Genomic DNA, 16460 nt, shown 5'->3' on the forward strand with positions numbered 1-16460 from the left:
GCCACGTGGTGGTGGCGGGGCCCCGTCCGGGAGGTGCGTGCTCAGGCCTCGGCCGAGCCCTCCTGAAGGTTCTTGATCAGCTTCGGGTCGACCGGGACGCCCGGGCCCATGGTGGTGGTCAGCGTGACCTTCTTGAGGTACGTGCCCTTGGCCGCGGACGGCTTGGCCCGGAGGACCTCGTCCAGCACCGCGGCGTAGTTGTCGATCAGCTGGTTCTCCGAGAAGGAGGCCTTGCCGATGATCAGGTGCAGGTTCGAGTGCTTGTCCACCCGGAAGGTGATCTTACCGCCCTTGATGTCCGCGACCGCCTTGGTGACGTCCATGGTCACGGTGCCGGTCTTCGGGTTCGGCATGAGACCGCGCGGGCCCAGGATCCGCGCGATCCGGCCGATCTTGGCCATCTGGTCCGGCGTGGCGATCGCCGCGTCGAAGTCCAGCCAACCGCCCTGGATGCGGGCGACCAGCTCGTCGGTGCCCACCTGGTCCGCACCCGCGGCGGCGGCCTCCTCGGCCTTCGCGCCGGCGGCGAAGACGATCACGCGGGCGGTCTTACCGGTGCCGTGCGGCAGGTTGACCGTGCCGCGGACCATCTGGTCCGCCTTGCGGGGGTCGACGCCGAGGCGCATCGCGACCTCGACCGTGGCGTCGAACTTGACGTTGGTGTTCTCCTTGGCCAGCTTCACGGCCTCGGCGGGGGCGTACAGCTTCGACCGGTCGATGACCTCGGCGGCCTTGCGGTAGCTCTTGCTGCGCTGCATTTCTGGTGACTCCTGTGGTCTCTGGCGGGCGCGCGGGACTCGCGGCCCTCCCACGAACGGATCGGGTGGAGCGGGTACGACGAGATCAGTCGGCGACGGTCAGGCCCATCGACCGGGCGGTGCCGGCGATGATCTTCTCGGCCTGCTCGATGTCGTTGGCGTTGAGGTCCGCCATCTTCTTCTCGGCGATCTCGCGCAGCTGGGCGCGGGTGACCGAGCCGACCTTCTCCTTGTGCGGGACGCCCGAGCCCTTCTGCACGCCGGCGGCCTTGATCAGCAGCCGGGCGGCGGGCGGGGTCTTCAGCACGAAGGTGAAGGTGCGGTCCTCGTAGACGCTGATCTCGGCGGGGACGACGTCGCCACGCTGGGACTCGGTCTGCGCGTTGTAGGACTTGCAGAACTCCATGATGTTCACGCCGTGCTGGCCGAGCGCGGGGCCGACCGGCGGCGCCGGGGTGGCCTGGCCCGCCGGCAGCTGAAGCGTGAACGTCTTGACGAGCTTCTTCTTCGGAGGCATGTCTCTTCCTGGGGCTTGAAACTGGGATTCTCCGCCGCCCGCGGGCGCGCACGGTCAGCGCGGTGCGGACGGCCGACGTTCAAGGGTAGCGCAACCCGCTACCGGGTTCGCCGCCGAGGTCGGCGAGCGGTGGAACAGCACACCGGCGGCCGGCCCGGGAAGGCCGACCGCCGGTGCGGACGTCCGTCAGATCTTGGCGACCTGGTTGAAGTTCAGCTCGACCGGGGTCTCCCGACCGAAGATCGACACCAGCACCTTGAGCTTCTGCTGGTCGGCGTTGATCTCGCTGATCGTCGCCGGCAGCGACGCGAACGCGCCGTCGGTGACGGTGACCGAGTCGCCGACCTCGAAGTCGAGGACCTTGATCTCGGGCTTGGCCTTCTTCTGCTCGGTCTCGACCGCCGGGGCGAGCCACTTGAGCACCTCGTCGAGGCTCAGCGGCGCCGGGCGGTCGGCCCGGTCGGTGGCGCCGACGAAGCCGGTGACCCCCGGGGTGTTCCGGACGCAGGAGTAGGACTCCGCGGTCAGCTCCATCCGAACCAGGATGTAGCCCGGGAAGACCTTCGCCTGGATCTGCGACCGCTTGCCGTTCTTGACCTCGACCTCTTCCCGGGTCGGCACCTCGACCTGGTAGATGTAGTCCTCCATGTCGAGGGACGTGATCCGGGTCTCGAGGTTGGTCTTGACCTTGTTCTCGTAGCCGGCGTACGAGTGCACCACGTACCAGTCACCGGGCGCGTAGCGCAGCTTCTGGCGCAGCTCGGCGACCGGGTCGAAATCCTCGTCCGGGGCCGGCTCGGTGGTCGGGAACTCCGGCTCGCTGGCGGCCTCGACCGACTCGTTGTTGGCCGCCGTCGCCACCGCGGACTGCTCGTCCGGGGTCTCGGCGGTCTCGTCGTACTCAGGCACGCTCGCTCACTTCCGTCAGTATTACTGTGCGCAGGTCAGCTGGGGTTGCCGAAGACCCACAGCACCGCCTTGGCGAAGCCGTAGTCCAGGCCGGCCACGATCGCCAGCATCACCGCCACGAAGGTGACCACCACGGCGGTGTAGGTCAGCAGCTCCTTGCGGGTCGGCCAGATGACCTTACGCAGCTCGGCCACGACCTCGCGGAAGAACCGCGCGATGCGGGCGAACAGCCCGATCCGCTCGGTGTCCTTGCGGGTCTTCCGGCCCTCGGCCGGCTCGGCCTGGGCCCGCTTGCGGGTGGCGGTGCCGCCCCGGGAGACCGGCTCGTCCGCGTCGGCGGCATCGTCGGCCACGTCGTCGTCGGCCACGCCGTCGACGGTCGCGTCGTCGTTCAGACGCTCGTCGCCGTCGTCCTCGCCGCGCCGCTTCTTCTCGGCCACTTCGCCCTCCGTGCGGGTATGGGGTCGCACGCCGGGCGGCGTGCGCGGCGTGTTGGTCACGCCGGCCGGACCAACCGTCCCGCGACGGGCCGCGGCCGGCGGACCGGACGGGAGGGCCCCGAACGCCTCGGAACCACCCCACCGGTGCCACCACCACGGGCCGGACGCCGCCGCGAACGGCGGCACGACCCACGGGAACGGTCAGGCCTGAGGCGCAGGGGTGACAGGACTTGAACCTGCAGCCTGCGGTTTTGGAGACCGCTGCTCTGCCAATTGAGCTACACCCCTGTGCGACAACTCACCTCCACCCGGACACGTTGTGCCGAGCGGGGGTCACTTGCCCCACGGCGGACCAGTGTACGGGTAGTCGTGCGACTTTCCCAACCGGTCTGCCCCTCGCGCGTCGGGTGGCCCCTCAGCGAGGAGTACGGATCAGTGCCCGGGCCTGCGACAGCACCTTCTCGCCCCGACAGGTGGCGGTGATGTCGAGCCTGGTCAGGCCCGCCTCGGTGACCTCCTTGACCACGGCGGCGACCTCGATCTCGGTGCCCTCGTCGGTGTCCGGCACGACCACCGGCCGGGTGAAGCGGACACCGAAATCGACCACCGCGTCCGGCGCGCCGGCCCAGCCGGCGACCGCGCGACCGACCAGGGCCATGGTGAACATGCCGTGGGCGATGACCCCGGGCAGGCCCACCCCGGTGGCGGTCCGGTCGCTCCAGTGGATCGGGTTGAAGTCCCCCGAGGCGCCGGCGTAGCGGACCAGGTCCGCCCGGGTCACCCGGAACGTCTGGACGGGCAGTTCCATGCTCACGCGTCCTCCCGACGTACGACGATCTTGGACCAGACCGCGACCACCGGCTCACCGGCCACGGTGCCCACGTCGGTGCGGATGGTCAGGAACCCGTGCCCGCCCCGGCTGCTGACGTCCTCGATGACGCTGACGCACACCAGCTCGTCACCGGCCACCACCGGCCGGGTGTACGCGAAGCGCTGGTCGCCGTGGACCACCCGGCTGTAGTCGACGCCCAGCGCCGGGTCATCGACGATCTGCTGGTTGGCCGCCATGGTGATGATCACCGGGAAGGTCGGCGGCGCGACCACGTCGGGGTGGCCGAGCGTCCGGGCCGCCTCCGGGTCGTGGTGCGCCGGGTCGGTCATGCCGATGGCGGTGGCGAACTCGCGGATCTTTTCTCGGCCCACCAGGTAGGGGGCGGTCGGCGGATAGGTCCGGCCGACGAAGGACGGGTCCAGGGACATGCCGCGAACCTACACGGAACACACGAACGCCGACCCGCGCGGTCGAGCGGCCTTCTCAGGCCGTCGACCGGTGCGAATCGGCGTACGGGATGCTGCTGCGGGGCCGGCGACGCCGGCCGGGCGTCAGCGGGTCTCGCGGTGGACGGTGTGCTTGCCGTCCCGGGGGCAGAACTTCTTCAGCTCGATGCGGTCCGGGTCGTTACGGCGGTTCTTGCGCGTGATGTAGTTGCGCTCCTTGCACTCCACACACGCCAAAGTGATCTTCGGCCGGACATCGGTCGCCTTCGCCACGGCGGAGTGCCTTCCTCGCTCACGGATATCAACTACGGCGTGTCAGCCTACGCGCTGACCACGCGGACATGCAAAGTGGGCGCCCTGTGGCGCCCATCCCACCGACCACCGGGCGGACCCGGGGGACGAGAGTAGCGGTGGCCGGACTTGAACCGGCGACACAGCGATTATGAGCCGCTTGCTCTGCCATCTGAGCTACACCGCCGTGGCGGGTCCAGCCGGACCCTTTGAGCCCCCTTACGGAATCGAACCGTAGACCTTCTCCTTACCATGGAGACGCTCTGCCGACTGAGCTAAGGGGGCCTGCTCGATCACCCTTCGGGTGTCGCGCAGAGGAAACAGTACACGACCGCGTCGCGGAGGTGAAATCGGATCCCCCCGACAGGTGCCACCCCTGCTCAGGGCACCACCCGCAGCCGCGGCAGCTCTCCCGCGGCGACCGTCTCGGGGTCGACCTGGGCGCCGAACCACGCCTCCAGTCGCTCGTACGGCAGCGGCCGGCTGAAGAGGAAGCCCTGGCCGATCTCGCAGCCGATGTCCTGGAGCAGCTCAAGGGTCAGCTCGCTCTCCACCCCCTCGGCCACCACCGTCAGGCCGAACTGCTGGGAGAGCGTCACCACCGCGTTGACGATGGCCAGATCGCCCGGATCGGTCGCCATGCCCTGCACGAACGACCGGTCCACCTTCACCTCGTGCACCGGCAGTCGGCGCAGTTGGGCCAGTGACGAGTTGCCGGTGCCGAAGTCGTCCACCGAGAGTCGGACCCCGATGTCGCGCAGACAGCGCAGGATCGGCACCGGCCGTTCGGTGCCGTCCAGCACGCCCGCCTCGGTGATCTCCAGCGTGAGCCGCTGCGGCGGTACGCCGTACTCCGTCAGCAGGTCCCGCACCAACCCCGGGAAGCGCGGGTCGTTCACCGTCCGGGCGGCCAGGTTGACCGAGACGCAGAGCGGCTGCTCGCCGTGGCTCCAGTCGCGGCTGCGCCGCAGGCTCTCCCGCAGCACGAACTCGGTGAGCCGGCCGAGCTGGCCGGTGTGCTCGGCCACCGCCACGAAGTCGTCCGGCGAGACCGTGCCGTGCGCCGGGTGCTCCCAACGCGCCAGGCACTCCACGCCCACCAGGCGGCGGTCCCGCAGCGTGACCTTGGGCTGGAAGTAGACCTCCAGCTCGCCATCCTCCAGCGCCCGCTTCAGGTCGCCGGCGAGACCGAGCCGGCGCAGCGACCGCGACTCCAGCGCCGGACTGTAGAGCTGCACGCTGCCCGGCACCGACTTCGCCGCGTTGGCCGCCAGGTCGACGCGTTGGAGCAAGGCCACCGCGTCCCCACCGTGGTCGGGGTGGACGGCCACGCCGACGGCGGTGTCCACGTCCAGGGTGAGCGCGTCGAAGACCATCTCGTCCCGGATCTGCTCCCGGAGCTGGGTCGCCAGGTCCAGCGCGGCCTCGACGCCCTCCAGCCGGAGCGTCACCAGGAACTCGTCCCCGCCGGCGCGACCCACCAGCGCCGAGGAGGGCGCGCAGGCCCGCAGCCGCTCGGCCACCTCGACCAGCACCTTGTCGCCGGCCGCGTGACCCAACGACTCGTTGACCTGGCGCAGCCGGTCGACGTCGAAGAGCAGCAGCGCCACCACCTCGCCGGGGGCGCGGATCTTGACCGCCTCCCCCACCGCCGCGATGAGCCGCCGCCGGTTCGGCAGCTTGGTCAACGTGTCGTGCTCGGCGTCGTGCCGCAGCCGGTCGACCAGGCGGGAGTTCTCCAACGCGACCGCGGCGTGCGCGGCGACGGTCTCCAGCAGCGGCACGTCGGTGCGGCTGAACGAGTTGCTGGCGCCGAGCCGGTTGGCCACCTCAAGGGTGCCGACGACCGCCTGCCCGGAGCGCAGCGGCACCACGATGACGTCCTTGACCCGCTGCTCGGTGAGCGCGGTCCGCAGTTTGCCGTCGGCGCTGGCGCCGCGGGTGAGCACCAGCGTCTGCCCGTCCCGGCGGACCTGCTCGCGCAGGGCGGCGGGCGTGGGCGCCACGTCCAGCAGCCCCGGGTCGGCGATCCGGGAGGTCAGCAGCACCTCCGGGTGGCGGCGCTGCGCGGGCAGCCAGAGCGTCGCGTACTCCGCCTGGAGCATCGCCCGGACGCGGCCCAGCAGGGCGTCGGCGAGCGTGCCGTCCTGGCCGCTGCCGCTGACCGCGCGGCTCAGCTCGTACATGTCGGAGAGCGTCCGGTGCTGCCGGAAGAACTGCGCGTACGCGCGGTAGACCAGCGCCAGCGCGGAGATCAGCGCGGACAGCAGGACCAACGACCACCAGTTGGAGGTGATCAGGATCAGGACGATCAGACCGGCGACGATGTTGATGCCGGCGGAGAACAGCGCGGAGGGCGACTTGCGGAACGCGTCGCGGCCGGTCTGCCAGCCCTGGACCAGCGTGTAGACGCCGGCCACCGACGTGATGCTGACCAGGTTGACCATGATGGCGGCGGTGAACAGCGTCAGCCAGGTGCGCGGGCCCACGCCCTCGACCGGGGGCAGCACCTGCAACACCAGCACGGCGAGCGAGGAGCCGGCCGCCGCGCGGGCGACGTTGAACCAGAGCTTCGTCGCGCCCATCCGGTGCCAGAGATGGGTGAGGATCGCGGCCCCGGTGCAGATCGCGACCACCGTCAGCGGACGGGTCAGATAGAACGCGAGCACCAGCGGGATCTCGGTGATCGTCACACCGAGCGACTGGCGTCGTACGGTGAAGTTGAGCACCGGAAGCCCGGCGGCGACCATCGCCACCAGCAGCACCACCGCCAGCGGCCAGCCGCCGAACGGATGGTCGCTGATCAGACCGGTCACCGTCGCACAGACGACAGCGAAAAGGACGAGCGGCCCGGTGATCAGCCAAGCGTGATCATTGGACCGCGAGCCCTTGACGGGCTGTGCGGACATGCCGCCCCTTCCGTCGATCGACGTTCGCCTGGCTCGGAGGGGACGGTGAACGTCAGCGAGTCGCAGGCATGTTCCAGATGACATCCGCGGTCTGCATATCGCCGAGCTCCGGCCCTGCGCCGACCAGGACGCCACTCATGACAGCGGCAAAAACCAGCATTGAGCCAAGCAGCCGGCCCAGTCTTCGACCAGACATGTTCGCTCTCCTGTCGGGGATGGGACACCGGGGATGGTGGAGGTTCCACGATCGTGCCACAGGGCCCGCACGCAGGAAAGCGGTGGGAACAGGCCCGATCCGACCGTCGAAAAGGTTTCGCCGATCGGCCCGGTGCCAGAGGGACGCGAAGCCAGATCAGCGGGCTCAGGGGCCCCGCGGCCGTCCGTCCATTGCGTATTCCGACCTTCAGCGCGAACTGATCTAGGCGGCCTCGGAGCGATCGGGCCGCTGCGCCCGGCCGCACTCCCCATCCCCGTGGCTCGGACGACCCTGGGCATAGACCACCATACCTATAACTCGCCGCAGCACCAGAGGGCGATACGGGTCAATCGCTGGCGAATCACCGACACATCCCCTCACCTGCCGGTTCCGCCTCAGTCGTCCACCGGCATCGGCCACACGTCCCGGGCGTCGTTGAACGCGGGCCCCGGCGGCGGCTCCTCCGTGAGCGCCCGCAGCCGGCCGGGCAACGCCCGGAGTCGGCCCGGCAACGCCGCCGCGCCGCGTCGCGTCGACCGCCACAACCACCGCGCGAGGCAGACGACGGCGACGACCGCAGCGAGGGCCAGCACGTCGATCAGCACCCAGCCGAGCAGGCCGACATAGAGCATGACCGCACGGTACGACCTTTTTCTTGTACGCGGCGCGGCGGCGCTCAGACCAAGCGCTGGATGCGGACGGTCGGACGCTCGTTCCTCAGGTGGCCCTGCTTGTGCTGGCGCACCTGCTCGTCCCAGACCTCCTGGTCGCAGTCCGGGTCCGGCGGGCCGTCACTGCAAGGGACTTCTCGTCAGATCACCCATGGCGTTCCAGTCGCGCTCCCAGACGCCCGCAAGTGGAACGCTGTGGGTGCATCAGGGCGCCGGAGACAGCCATAGCGTTCCACCCGATGGCGACCCGGCCGGCGGGTGGAACGCCGGGGGTCCGTAGAACCGTGAGCGGCGGCGCTCAGACCAAGCGCTGGATGCGGACGGTCGGACGCTCGTTCCGCAGGTGGCCCTGCTTGTGCTGGCGCACCTGCTCGTCCCAGACCTCCTGGTCGTAGTCAGGGTCCGGCGGGATCCACCGGTGCGAGCCATCGCTGTAGTGGAACTTCTCGTCGCCGGCCCGAAGGATGCTCACCGCGCCCAGCCCGGGAACCGGCGGCACAAACGATCGGCGGCCACGTCGGCCAACTCCGGCGTGCGGTCAGCGGTCATCGCGGGTCCTCCCGATCCGACCCATGGGAGTGGTCGACCGGATGGGGCGGTGACTCCGGACGCGACGCCCTGACCTCGGCGAGCAGCCGCTCCCGGTGCACGACAACCCGGGCCTCGTCGAGGTTCATCCGGGAGCGGGTGTCCCGCCAGCTACGCACCATCAGCCCGTCCTCCTTCCCGTTCGTTCCCGCGCCGTGCGGTGAGGGCGACTGGCCGGAACCGGCCTCATCGCCAGCGCACGTCGGGCAGTCGGACTGCCCTGCGGAGAGGAGATGGAGCCCGGTCTCAACCCGCACTGCTTGACGAAGATCGACCGCCGCGCCACGGCGTCGCCCTGCTCGTCGAGCTGGTAGCCGTCCAGCCACGTCCAGCCGTCGTAGGTGCTCCAGTCGAGGACGCGGATCAGCCGGAAGTGGAACGGCCTCGCGAACTGCACGCCGGCCGCCCCGCCGACGAGGAGCAGCACGCCGGGCTTCAGCTCCGTCACTGTTCACAGACCTTGCGCCAGGCGCGGATGCGGGCGCGGGCAACGACCACCCGGGGACACCATCCGTACGGCCGGCAACGCGGGCAGGTGTACGCCACGTGGTAGTCGATGACGGCCCAGGACACCGCCACGATGAGGGGCGTGTCCGGTCTCCGCTCCGGCCTCACGGCTCGCCACCGTGACGACGCTTCCCGCCATCTTCTGTTCGCGCCTGAGCGGCCCGGGTCGCTGGAGAGCGGACCAACGGCAGGACGTTGGCGCCGTCGTTCCGCTTCCCGGTTTCGCCAGGGCGCTCGCTGCTGGTCGGCCACTGCACCAGATCGACCGGCTCGTTGCTGCGGTGGAACCACTTCCAGCGGGGCATCGCGCACCTCCGGCGAATCGTCAACCGACCCCTTCGGCTGCCAACGTGGCGTAGCGGCACGGTCACTGCAACATCTCATCGCGGGTTTCAGACATCGAGATTGACGTCGTGCCATCCGGGCGGGCAGGGTGGCTGAAGTGAGACACATAGGCGGTTGAGGTGAGATTGGGGATCAGATGGCCGAGACGGGATCTTCCGTCCCGCGTCGACAACTCGGTCGGCTGCTTCGGCAGGCGCGCGAGGAAGCCGGCATCAACCTGGAGGCCGCCGCGAAGACGCTGGAGTGGTCACGGGCGAAGATGTACCGGCTGGAGGCCGGCCACACCTCGCTCCGCACCCACGACGTGAACCTCATGTGCCAGCTCTACGGCACCTCGACGGACCTGACCGAAGTCCTCGTCTCGCTCGCCCGCGAGAGCAAGAGCCGGGGCTGGTGGCACGCCTACGGCGATGCGATCCCCGCCTGGTTCGAGCTTTACGTCGGGTTGGAGGCCGCCGCTTGCCACATCCGGCAGTACGAGCCGAACCTGATCCCGGGGCTGCTTCAGACCCCGGATTACATGTCAGCGGTCTTCGAGACGAAACCCGGTCGCATGCCACAGGAGGTGGCCCAAAAGGTCGCCCTCCGGATGGAGCGGCAGAAGCTCCTCGCTAGAAGGAGTCCGGCAGCGCCTCTCTTCGAAACGATCGTCGACGAAGCGGTCCTACATCGGCCGATCGGTGACGTGGAAGCTTGGCGGGCGCAGTTGGCCTACCTGGTCAACGCGGCTCAGGCAACGAACATCCGGGTCCGCGTGCTGCCGAGGAACATCGGCCCACACCGAGCATCCGTCGCCGGTAACTTCGTGCTGCTCGACTTTCCCGCGAAGGGCACCCGGCCTGCCGAGCCGACCACGGTCTACAGCGAGTCGATGACCGGCAGCATCTACCTCGATCGGAGGAGTGAGGTAGAGACTTACACGTCGGCTTGGGAGACTCTTTGGAGCCTTGCCCTGGACGAACGCGCCTCCGAGGATCTGGTGGGCGCCGTGATCAAGGAGACCTACGATGACTGAGCTGACCACGGTCCACTGGCGCAAGAGCAGCTACAGCGGCAATGAGGGCAACTGTGTCGAGGTTGCCGACAATCTTCCGGACGTCGTGGGCGTGCGGGACGGCAAGGACGTCGCCGGTCCGTCGCTGACGTTCAACTCGGCCCAGTGGGCTTCCTTCGTCGAGTTCGTCAGGGGCGGAGCCCGCACCTGAGCTTCGACATCCGAGAAGGGCTTGCCAGTAAGGCAGGCTCTCTTTCGGCTCCCAGGCTCTTTTTCAACACCAGCCGCCCGGCGCGGTCACACGGATACCACGCAGGCCATGATGCTCAGTCAAGACGCACTCACTCGCCTCCAAGAGGTCGCCGTCCTCTGGAGCGTCGGATCGGGCACCCCGGCCGACGTGATCGAGGCTGCCTGCGACTGCCTTGTGGCAGGCGTAGACAGTCCGTCCCTTCGGATCCTGGCCGGCATCTCCTCTACCCAAGGCGGTGATAGTGACGAGCTGCGCCGCTGGCTCGGAGACGCTCTTGCGGAACTCTCCCTGACCTACTACCGGCAGGGAAGCCGAGAGGGCGAGGACGAAGCCGTCCGGATCATGGCCCGCCGGCTGCTCGCCCGAATCATCACGCCCCGCGACCTCACGGTATGGGCATACAGGTGTATCACCAGAGATGGCACGCCCCTGGCCGATGAACTCATCAACCTCGACAACACATACGAGTATGTCGAGGCCGTCATCTACGACGGGCAGGAGTATCCAGCGGCAGCGGCTGCGAAGGTCGACGCGGGCGTGATCGCCGAGGCTGGACGCCTGGTCGCCGGCACCACAGCCGAGCACGAGTGAGGCATGCACGCTTGTCCGAGGGCATCGCCGATCTTGTCATTCATGGTGTCGCCTCCCCCGATGATGCAGTTGGCGTAGACCCTAAGCAGGACGGCGACGCCGTGGCCGACCAACCACAACGTTCGCAGCCCGAGAAGAGCCTCAGTGGGCAAGATCGACCCGCCCACCACCAGTCGTAGACGGCTGGACCCAGCCGGACTCCCCAGACAAACGACAACGACCCCCGATCAGCATTCCTGCTGTTCAGGGGCCGTTGGTGCACCTGGTGGCGGGTAGAGGATTCGAACCTCTGAAGCTTTCGCGACGGATTTACAGTCCGCTCCCATTGGCCGCTCGGGCAACCCGCCAGGGCACCCACCGCGTCGTGACGCGGCAGCGGAAGCAAGGATAGCGGTTGTCCCCGGCCCCTGCGCAACGGGGTACCGTCAGGGGGTCCCACGCTGGTCAGCGCGGGACGGATCAGGACACACCGCCGGACAGCAGGAGCATGATCATGGCAGCGAACCCGTCGTTCGACATCGTGAGCAAGGTTGACCGCCAGGAGGTCGACAACGCCCTCCGCCAGGCGGAGAAGGAGCTCGCGACGCGGTTCGACTTCCGCGGGACCGGGGCCGAGATCGCCTGGTCGGGCGAGGAGGCGATCAGCCTCCAGGCGGAGACCGAGGAGCGGGTGCGCGCCGCGCTGGACGTCTTCAAGGAGAAGCTGATCAAGCGGAACATCTCGATGAAGTCGCTGGACGCGGGCGACCCCCGGTCGTCCGGCAAGATCTTCAAGATCGACGCCAAGGTGATCCAGGGCATCGACACGGAGAAGGCCAAGGCGATCAGCAAGAAGATCCGCGACGAGGGCCCGAAGGGCGTGCAGGCGCAGATCCAGGGTGACCAGCTCCGCGTCACCGGCAAGAAGAAGGACGACCTTCAGGCCGTCATCTCGCTGCTCAAGGGCGAGGACTTCGGGGTGGCGCTCCAGTTCACCAACTACCGCTAGGGGAGCCGGCGTCAGTCGTTGCCGACGTGCTCGGCCAGGATCGCCAGGAGGCGGCTCAGCTCCCGGTGGTCCCGTTCGCCGAGCCGCCGCCGGGTGGAGTCGTCGAGCGCGTCGACCAACCGGGCCGCCTCGCGCAGCAGCGCCGCTCCGGTCTCGGTCACCCGGATCGGCGCGGCTCGGCCCCGACCACGGCCGGCGGTCCGCTCGACCAACCCTCGGGCCTCCATCTGGTCCAGCAGTGGGCCCATGCTCTGCGGTGTGGTCAGCACGGCTCGCGCGAGGTCGGCAGAGGTCACGCCGGGCGATTCGGTGAGGACCGCCAGCACGCTGAACTGGCGGGGTGAGAGCCCGGTCGGGGCGAGCGCCGAGGCGAAGCGGCGTTCCAGCCGGCCGGCCAACCGGACCAGGCGGTACTCCAGGAACTCGTCGGGCGGTAGCCCGGGCGTACGGCTCGTCACGGCTTCACCGTACCGAGCGCGGCTGACGTGGCAGCGAGAATCAGTTGCCTGATACCGTGAGTATCAGGCAACTGATTCTTGGGAGGTTCCATGTCCACGACTACCTCGGGCGCGACCGGAGTCGCGCTGCTCCGGTCCACCCGGACGCTCACCCTGGCGGCGGCGCTCTGCCTCGCCGTGCAGCTCTTCGGCAATCTCTACGAGGAGCTGGTCAGCAACGTCGCCGTCCTCGCCCGGCCGCAGCCCGGCGAGGCGGTGGGTGCCCTCGACGCCGGCAGCCCGATGTACTACTACCTGCCCTGGGCGCCACTCGGGGTGGTCCTCGTCGCGGTGCTCGCGCACCGGCTCGCCACCCGTGGCGCACCGGGCTGGGTGGTCCGTCGGCTGCGGCTCGCCCTGGCCGCGCTGGCCGTCGCGGTGGCGGCGAAGGCGGTGCTGATCTCCTCGGTGAACCCGCGCTTCCGCGACCCGGCCGAGGACGCCGCGACGCTGCGGGAGCTGGCGACACTCTGGGCCGGTATCAACGGGCTGGCGATCGTCGCGGTGGCCGTCGCGTTGACGCTGCTGCTGTCCTGGCGTGCCCGGGTCGCAGACCAGGGCCCGGTCACCCCCACCGGGCCGGTCGCCCGCGTCGCGGTCGGCTGACCACGGAACCGGACGCTCTCCCCCGGGACCGACTCGCCGTCCCGACCGCGGTCGCCGTGGTCCCGCGCGTGGTCGCACCGCGCGGGACGACCGACGGATCACCGACCCAGCGCCTCGATGATCACCTTGGCGGTCTCGGAGCCGCTGAAGTTCTGCTGACCGGTGACGAGGTTGCCGTCCCGGATCGCGAAGCCCTTCCACAGCCCGGCCTGGATGAAGTTCGCCCCGAGCCGGCGCAGCTCGTCCTCGATCCGCCACGGCATGACGTGCGTGCCCCGCGGCAATCCGCCGGCGTCCCACACCGCCTGGTCCGCGAAGTCCTCCTCGACGTTGGCGAACCCGGTCACCGTCCGGCCCTTCACCAGCGGCTCCCCGTTGGACAACCGGGCGTACCGCAGGATCGCCGTGCCGTGGCACAGCGCGGCCGTCACCTTGCCGGCCTCGAAGAACTCGGCGAACGTGCGGTGCAGGCCCTCGGCCGTGTCGAACGTGAACATCGGCCCCTGGCCGCCGGCGACGACGAGCGCGTCGTAGTCGTCCACCGAGATGTCGCCGACCGGCCGGGTGTTCTCGACGAGCTTGACGAACTCCGGGTCGTGCCGGTAGCCGCGGCTGATCACGTCCTCGGCCTGCCACCGGCTGGCGTCCTCGGGGTCGCTCATCGCGTCGGCCACGCACGGGCCACCGTCCGGGCTGAAGATGTCCACCCGGTAACCCAGTTCGGTCATGTGGAAGTAGGGGTGGGTGAGTTCGCTCCACCAGAAGCCGACCGGCCAACCGGTCGTGGTGGACACGGCCGGGTTCGAGATGACGATCGCGACGCGCTTCGGCCGCTCGGCGCTGACCGGGTTCAAATCCTTGTGGCTCATGCTGTTCCTTTCCGTCTTTCTCACGAGGGGCGTCCGGGATCGGCCAACACCCGGATGCCGTGGTGTCGGCCGAGGCCCTGGCGGAAGGCCAGGGCGAACCAGAGGCGGGTGACGCCGTCGACCAGGTCGGCCGCGTCGAGCCCGCCCAGGTGGATCGGTCGGAGACCGACATCGGTGATCAGGTCCGTCACCCGGACCCGGTCCGGCCCGTCGGGGCCGCAGAACACCAGGTCGGCGCGGGCCCCGTCGATGACCGGTTCGGCCATGACCTCGACGCCGACCGTGCAGAAGGCACGGAAGACGCGGGCGCGTGGCACCCGGGCCAGCAGGAGCGGGAGCTGGTGCATCGTCGTCCCGCCGAGGACGTTCGTCGCGTCGACGAGCAGGTGGCCGTCGAGGCTGCCGGCGTGGGTGTCGAGCAGGTCCGCCAGGGCCGCGCCCGGCACGGCGACGAGCACGGCCGCCGCCCCGTCCACAGCCGCCTCGATCGGCGCCACACCGGGCAGGTCGCGGTGCCGGTCGAGTTCGCGTACCCCGAAGGTGACGTCGTGCCCGGCCGTCCGCCAGGCCGCGCCGACGGCTCGGCCTACTCCACCGGCGCCGACCACCGCGAGCCTCACGCCGCGCCTCCCCGACCGAGCCCGCGCGGTGCCAGCGTGAAGTAGGCCGCCACCAGCGCGCAGACCCCGAGGCCGGCGGCGGCGTGCACCGCGCCCACCACGATCGCGATCGCGTACGCCGTCGGGCCGGCGAGACTGCGCCGCAGCGCTCCCCGGACGCCGCCGCGGGCCGCCTCGCGCAGGAGGTGGGGTCGGGCCCGCAGGTAGCACCAGATGCCGGTGAACGCCGACGCGGTTCCGCACAGCACCGCCGCGTAGAAGACGGCGGCGGCCCGGTCGTGCACGCCTCCCTGCAGCGCCCGTCCCAGCGTCGCCGTCGGATAGCTGATGAAGCTGATGCCCAGCAGCACGAGACCGTTGAGAAACAGCAGCGGTCGGTCCACCTGCCGGATCAACCCGAACAGCGCGTGGTGGTTGACCCAGAAGATCAGGATGGTGAGGAAGCTGACGGCGTAGGTGAGGAACGCCGGCACCTCCTCGCGCAGTGCGTGCCCCACGTCGGCCCCGGCCGCGGGCACGGCCAACTCGATGACGAGCAGCGTGGCGGCGATGGCGATGATGGCGTCGCTGAACGCCTCGACCCGCGCGCCGCCCGGCCCCCCGGACACCTGATGGCCGGCACCGTCGGTGCCGACAACTCCGTCTCTCACGGTCGTTCCTCCCCGGCTGCGACGCTCCACACGCCGCCACTCGCCTCGGCCACTATGCATGAGCACATTGCTTGAATGCAAGCAATGCATCCGATCTACTTATCGCAATTGCTTGAGTTCGAGCGGTTTACTAGGCTGACCGGGTGCCCCGCAAGAGCCCGCCCACCGACCGGACGCCACCCCGCCCGGCCGTGCCGGACTCCGTCGACCGGATCCTCGCCGAGTGGGCCACCGAGCGCCCCGACCTTCCGGTCACACCGATCGGGGTCGTCACCCGGCTCAACCGGCTCCGGACCCGCTTCGACGAGGAACTGTCGACAGTGTTCGCCCGCTACGACCTGTCGGCCGCCGACTTCACCGTCATCGCCGCCCTGCGCCGCGCCGGCGTCCCGTACACGCTTCCGCAGAGCGTGCTCATGAACCGGCTCGGCCTGACCAGCGGCACGGTCAGCGTCCGGCTCACCCGCCTCGTCAAGAAGGGCATCGTCGACCGCCGGCCCAGTCCGGAGGACGCCCGGGGCACCGTCGTGACCCTCACCGAACGCGGCGTGGCGCTGTTCGACGACATCGCCCCGGTCCACCTCGCCAACGAGGAGGTGCTGCTCTCCGCGCTCACCGCGCCCGAGCAGCAGCAACTGGCCGACCTGTTGCGGAAGCTGCTCGTCGGCTTCGAGCACCAGAGTTCGACCAGCCCGCTCGGCATGACGCTCGCCCCGGCCCATCTCGCCCGGCGGATGCGTAGCGCCGTCGGATTGCCCGACACGCCCGGCCTGCTGATCACCGACGTCACCCCGCAGAGCCGCGCCGACACCGCCGGCCTACGCCCGGGTGACCTGCTCACCAGCGTCGACGGCACGGAACTGCGCTCCTGCGTCACCCTCGCCGAGGCGCTGGCCGGCACGTCCGGCGTCACCATCAGCTACCTGCGCGGCACCGACCAGCACCAGGCGCGGCTTGCGTCGGGCTGAGGCTGCGGACTCACC

The 16460-nt window shown here is 69.8% G+C and carries 23 protein-coding genes and 4 tRNA genes; 6 read left to right on the top strand and 21 right to left on the bottom strand.

All coding sequences use genetic code 11. The annotated features are described in order from the left end of the window. Positions 1-41 precede the first annotated feature (41 nt). The 16 genes from rplA to ACIA6B_RS00760 all read right to left on the bottom strand — a co-directional run bounded on the left by rplA (position 42) and on the right by ACIA6B_RS00760 (position 9136). A complete protein-coding gene (gene rplA / locus ACIA6B_RS00685) occupies positions 42-758 on the bottom strand; it encodes a 50S ribosomal protein L1 (RefSeq protein WP_396769571.1) in 717 nt (238 codons plus the stop codon). Positions 759-843: 85 nt separating this feature from the next. Continuing rightward, complete coding sequence (rplK, locus tag ACIA6B_RS00690) at positions 844-1275, bottom strand: 50S ribosomal protein L11 (protein ID WP_107157429.1); 432 nt, start codon at positions 1273-1275, stop codon at positions 844-846. A gap of 186 nt (positions 1276-1461) precedes the next feature. Then, positions 1462-2184 carry a transcription termination/antitermination protein NusG gene (gene nusG, locus ACIA6B_RS00695; RefSeq protein WP_089155269.1) on the bottom strand — a complete coding sequence of 241 codons (723 nt, stop codon included), beginning with the start codon at positions 2182-2184 and terminating at the stop codon, positions 1462-1464. 35 nt (positions 2185-2219) lie between these two features. Next, the gene (gene secE, locus ACIA6B_RS00700) at positions 2220-2624 is read right to left on the bottom strand and encodes a preprotein translocase subunit SecE (RefSeq protein ID WP_107157494.1); all 405 of its coding nucleotides are present in this window, start codon (positions 2622-2624) and stop codon (positions 2220-2222) included. A 215-nt stretch (positions 2625-2839) separates the two neighbouring features. Further along, a tRNA-Trp gene (locus ACIA6B_RS00705) sits at positions 2840-2912 on the bottom strand. Between the two features lie 127 nt (positions 2913-3039). Then, positions 3040-3432, bottom strand: coding sequence for a MaoC family dehydratase (locus tag ACIA6B_RS00710; protein ID WP_107157428.1), 393 nt, complete (start codon positions 3430-3432; stop codon positions 3040-3042). 2 nt (positions 3433-3434) lie between these two features. Continuing rightward, positions 3435-3884 (bottom strand): MaoC family dehydratase N-terminal domain-containing protein, encoded by a 450-nt coding sequence (locus tag ACIA6B_RS00715; protein ID WP_396769574.1) that lies wholly within the window; start codon positions 3882-3884, stop codon positions 3435-3437. Positions 3885-4007: 123 nt separating this feature from the next. After that, positions 4008-4175, bottom strand: a complete 168-nt coding sequence (gene rpmG, locus ACIA6B_RS00720; protein ID WP_013288652.1) for a 50S ribosomal protein L33 — start codon at positions 4173-4175, stop codon at positions 4008-4010. A 132-nt stretch (positions 4176-4307) separates the two neighbouring features. Then, positions 4308-4380: transfer RNA gene (locus tag ACIA6B_RS00725), tRNA-Met, on the bottom strand. Between the two features lie 25 nt (positions 4381-4405). Beyond that, positions 4406-4478: transfer RNA gene (locus tag ACIA6B_RS00730), tRNA-Thr, on the bottom strand. A gap of 95 nt (positions 4479-4573) precedes the next feature. Continuing rightward, positions 4574-7102 (bottom strand): putative bifunctional diguanylate cyclase/phosphodiesterase, encoded by a 2529-nt coding sequence (locus ACIA6B_RS00735; RefSeq protein ID WP_396769576.1) that lies wholly within the window; start codon positions 7100-7102, stop codon positions 4574-4576. Positions 7103-7693: 591 nt separating this feature from the next. Then, the gene (locus ACIA6B_RS00740) at positions 7694-7930 is read right to left on the bottom strand and encodes a hypothetical protein (RefSeq protein ID WP_396769578.1); all 237 of its coding nucleotides are present in this window, start codon (positions 7928-7930) and stop codon (positions 7694-7696) included. 337 nt (positions 7931-8267) lie between these two features. Then, positions 8268-8441, bottom strand: coding sequence for a hypothetical protein (locus ACIA6B_RS00745; RefSeq protein ID WP_199199764.1), 174 nt, complete (start codon positions 8439-8441; stop codon positions 8268-8270). Positions 8442-8514: 73 nt separating this feature from the next. Further along, positions 8515-8679, bottom strand: coding sequence for a hypothetical protein (locus ACIA6B_RS00750; RefSeq protein WP_396769580.1), 165 nt, complete (start codon positions 8677-8679; stop codon positions 8515-8517). Next, positions 8679-9005 carry a hypothetical protein gene (locus tag ACIA6B_RS00755; protein ID WP_396769582.1) on the bottom strand — a complete coding sequence of 109 codons (327 nt, stop codon included), beginning with the start codon at positions 9003-9005 and terminating at the stop codon, positions 8679-8681. The genes ACIA6B_RS00750 and ACIA6B_RS00755 overlap by 1 nt, the downstream gene beginning before the upstream one ends. Further along, positions 9002-9136, bottom strand: a complete 135-nt coding sequence (locus tag ACIA6B_RS00760; RefSeq protein WP_396769584.1) for a hypothetical protein — start codon at positions 9134-9136, stop codon at positions 9002-9004. The genes ACIA6B_RS00755 and ACIA6B_RS00760 overlap by 4 nt, the downstream gene beginning before the upstream one ends. Positions 9137-9545: 409 nt before the next feature. Here ACIA6B_RS00760 and ACIA6B_RS00765 point away from each other — a divergent pair, with 409 nt between their 5' ends. The 3 genes from ACIA6B_RS00765 to ACIA6B_RS00775 all read left to right on the top strand — a co-directional run bounded on the left by ACIA6B_RS00765 (position 9546) and on the right by ACIA6B_RS00775 (position 11247). Beyond that, positions 9546-10424, top strand: coding sequence for a helix-turn-helix domain-containing protein (locus ACIA6B_RS00765; RefSeq protein ID WP_396769586.1), 879 nt, complete (start codon positions 9546-9548; stop codon positions 10422-10424). Beyond that, on the top strand, positions 10417-10614 hold the full coding sequence (locus tag ACIA6B_RS00770) for a DUF397 domain-containing protein (protein WP_396769588.1): 198 nt from the start codon (positions 10417-10419) through the stop codon (positions 10612-10614). The genes ACIA6B_RS00765 and ACIA6B_RS00770 overlap by 8 nt, the downstream gene beginning before the upstream one ends. Positions 10615-10722: 108 nt before the next feature. Then, entirely contained in the window at positions 10723-11247 is a 525-nt protein-coding gene (locus ACIA6B_RS00775) for a hypothetical protein (protein ID WP_396769590.1), read from the top strand. 263 nt (positions 11248-11510) lie between these two features. On the opposite strand, the gene ACIA6B_RS00780 is transcribed toward ACIA6B_RS00775, so the two are convergent. Further along, positions 11511-11594 (bottom strand) — tRNA-Tyr (locus tag ACIA6B_RS00780). Positions 11595-11740: 146 nt separating this feature from the next. Here ACIA6B_RS00780 and ACIA6B_RS00785 point away from each other — a divergent pair. Further along, entirely contained in the window at positions 11741-12235 is a 495-nt protein-coding gene (locus tag ACIA6B_RS00785) for a YajQ family cyclic di-GMP-binding protein (protein ID WP_396769592.1), read from the top strand. A gap of 11 nt (positions 12236-12246) precedes the next feature. On the opposite strand, the gene ACIA6B_RS00790 is transcribed toward ACIA6B_RS00785, so the two are convergent. Then, complete coding sequence (locus ACIA6B_RS00790; RefSeq protein ID WP_396769594.1) at positions 12247-12693, bottom strand: MarR family winged helix-turn-helix transcriptional regulator; 447 nt, start codon at positions 12691-12693, stop codon at positions 12247-12249. A 90-nt stretch (positions 12694-12783) separates the two neighbouring features. Here ACIA6B_RS00790 and ACIA6B_RS00795 point away from each other — a divergent pair, with 90 nt between their 5' ends. Further along, positions 12784-13338, top strand: coding sequence for a hypothetical protein (locus ACIA6B_RS00795; protein ID WP_396769596.1), 555 nt, complete (start codon positions 12784-12786; stop codon positions 13336-13338). Between the two features lie 98 nt (positions 13339-13436). Here ACIA6B_RS00795 and ACIA6B_RS00800 read toward each other — a convergent pair whose 3' ends face one another. Genes ACIA6B_RS00800 through ACIA6B_RS00810 form a run of 3 tightly spaced genes read right to left on the bottom strand, consistent with a single transcriptional unit; the run spans position 13437 to position 15477 of the window. Further along, positions 13437-14207 carry a type 1 glutamine amidotransferase domain-containing protein gene (locus tag ACIA6B_RS00800; protein WP_396769598.1) on the bottom strand — a complete coding sequence of 257 codons (771 nt, stop codon included), beginning with the start codon at positions 14205-14207 and terminating at the stop codon, positions 13437-13439. A 20-nt stretch (positions 14208-14227) separates the two neighbouring features. Next, a complete protein-coding gene (locus ACIA6B_RS00805; protein ID WP_396769600.1) occupies positions 14228-14827 on the bottom strand; it encodes an NADPH-dependent F420 reductase in 600 nt (199 codons plus the stop codon). Beyond that, positions 14824-15477, bottom strand: coding sequence for a TMEM175 family protein (locus ACIA6B_RS00810; RefSeq protein ID WP_396769602.1), 654 nt, complete (start codon positions 15475-15477; stop codon positions 14824-14826). The genes ACIA6B_RS00805 and ACIA6B_RS00810 overlap by 4 nt, the downstream gene beginning before the upstream one ends. Before the next feature lie 143 nt (positions 15478-15620). On the opposite strand from ACIA6B_RS00810, the gene ACIA6B_RS00815 reads away from it, so the two are divergent. After that, positions 15621-16445: a MarR family transcriptional regulator gene (locus tag ACIA6B_RS00815; protein WP_396769604.1), complete on the top strand. Its 825-nt coding sequence runs from the start codon at positions 15621-15623 to the stop codon at positions 16443-16445. Positions 16446-16460 lie beyond the last annotated feature (15 nt).

This window comes from Micromonospora sp. NPDC051141 (assembly GCF_044455765.1).
Classification (GTDB): Bacteria; Actinomycetota; Actinomycetes; order Mycobacteriales; family Micromonosporaceae; genus Micromonospora.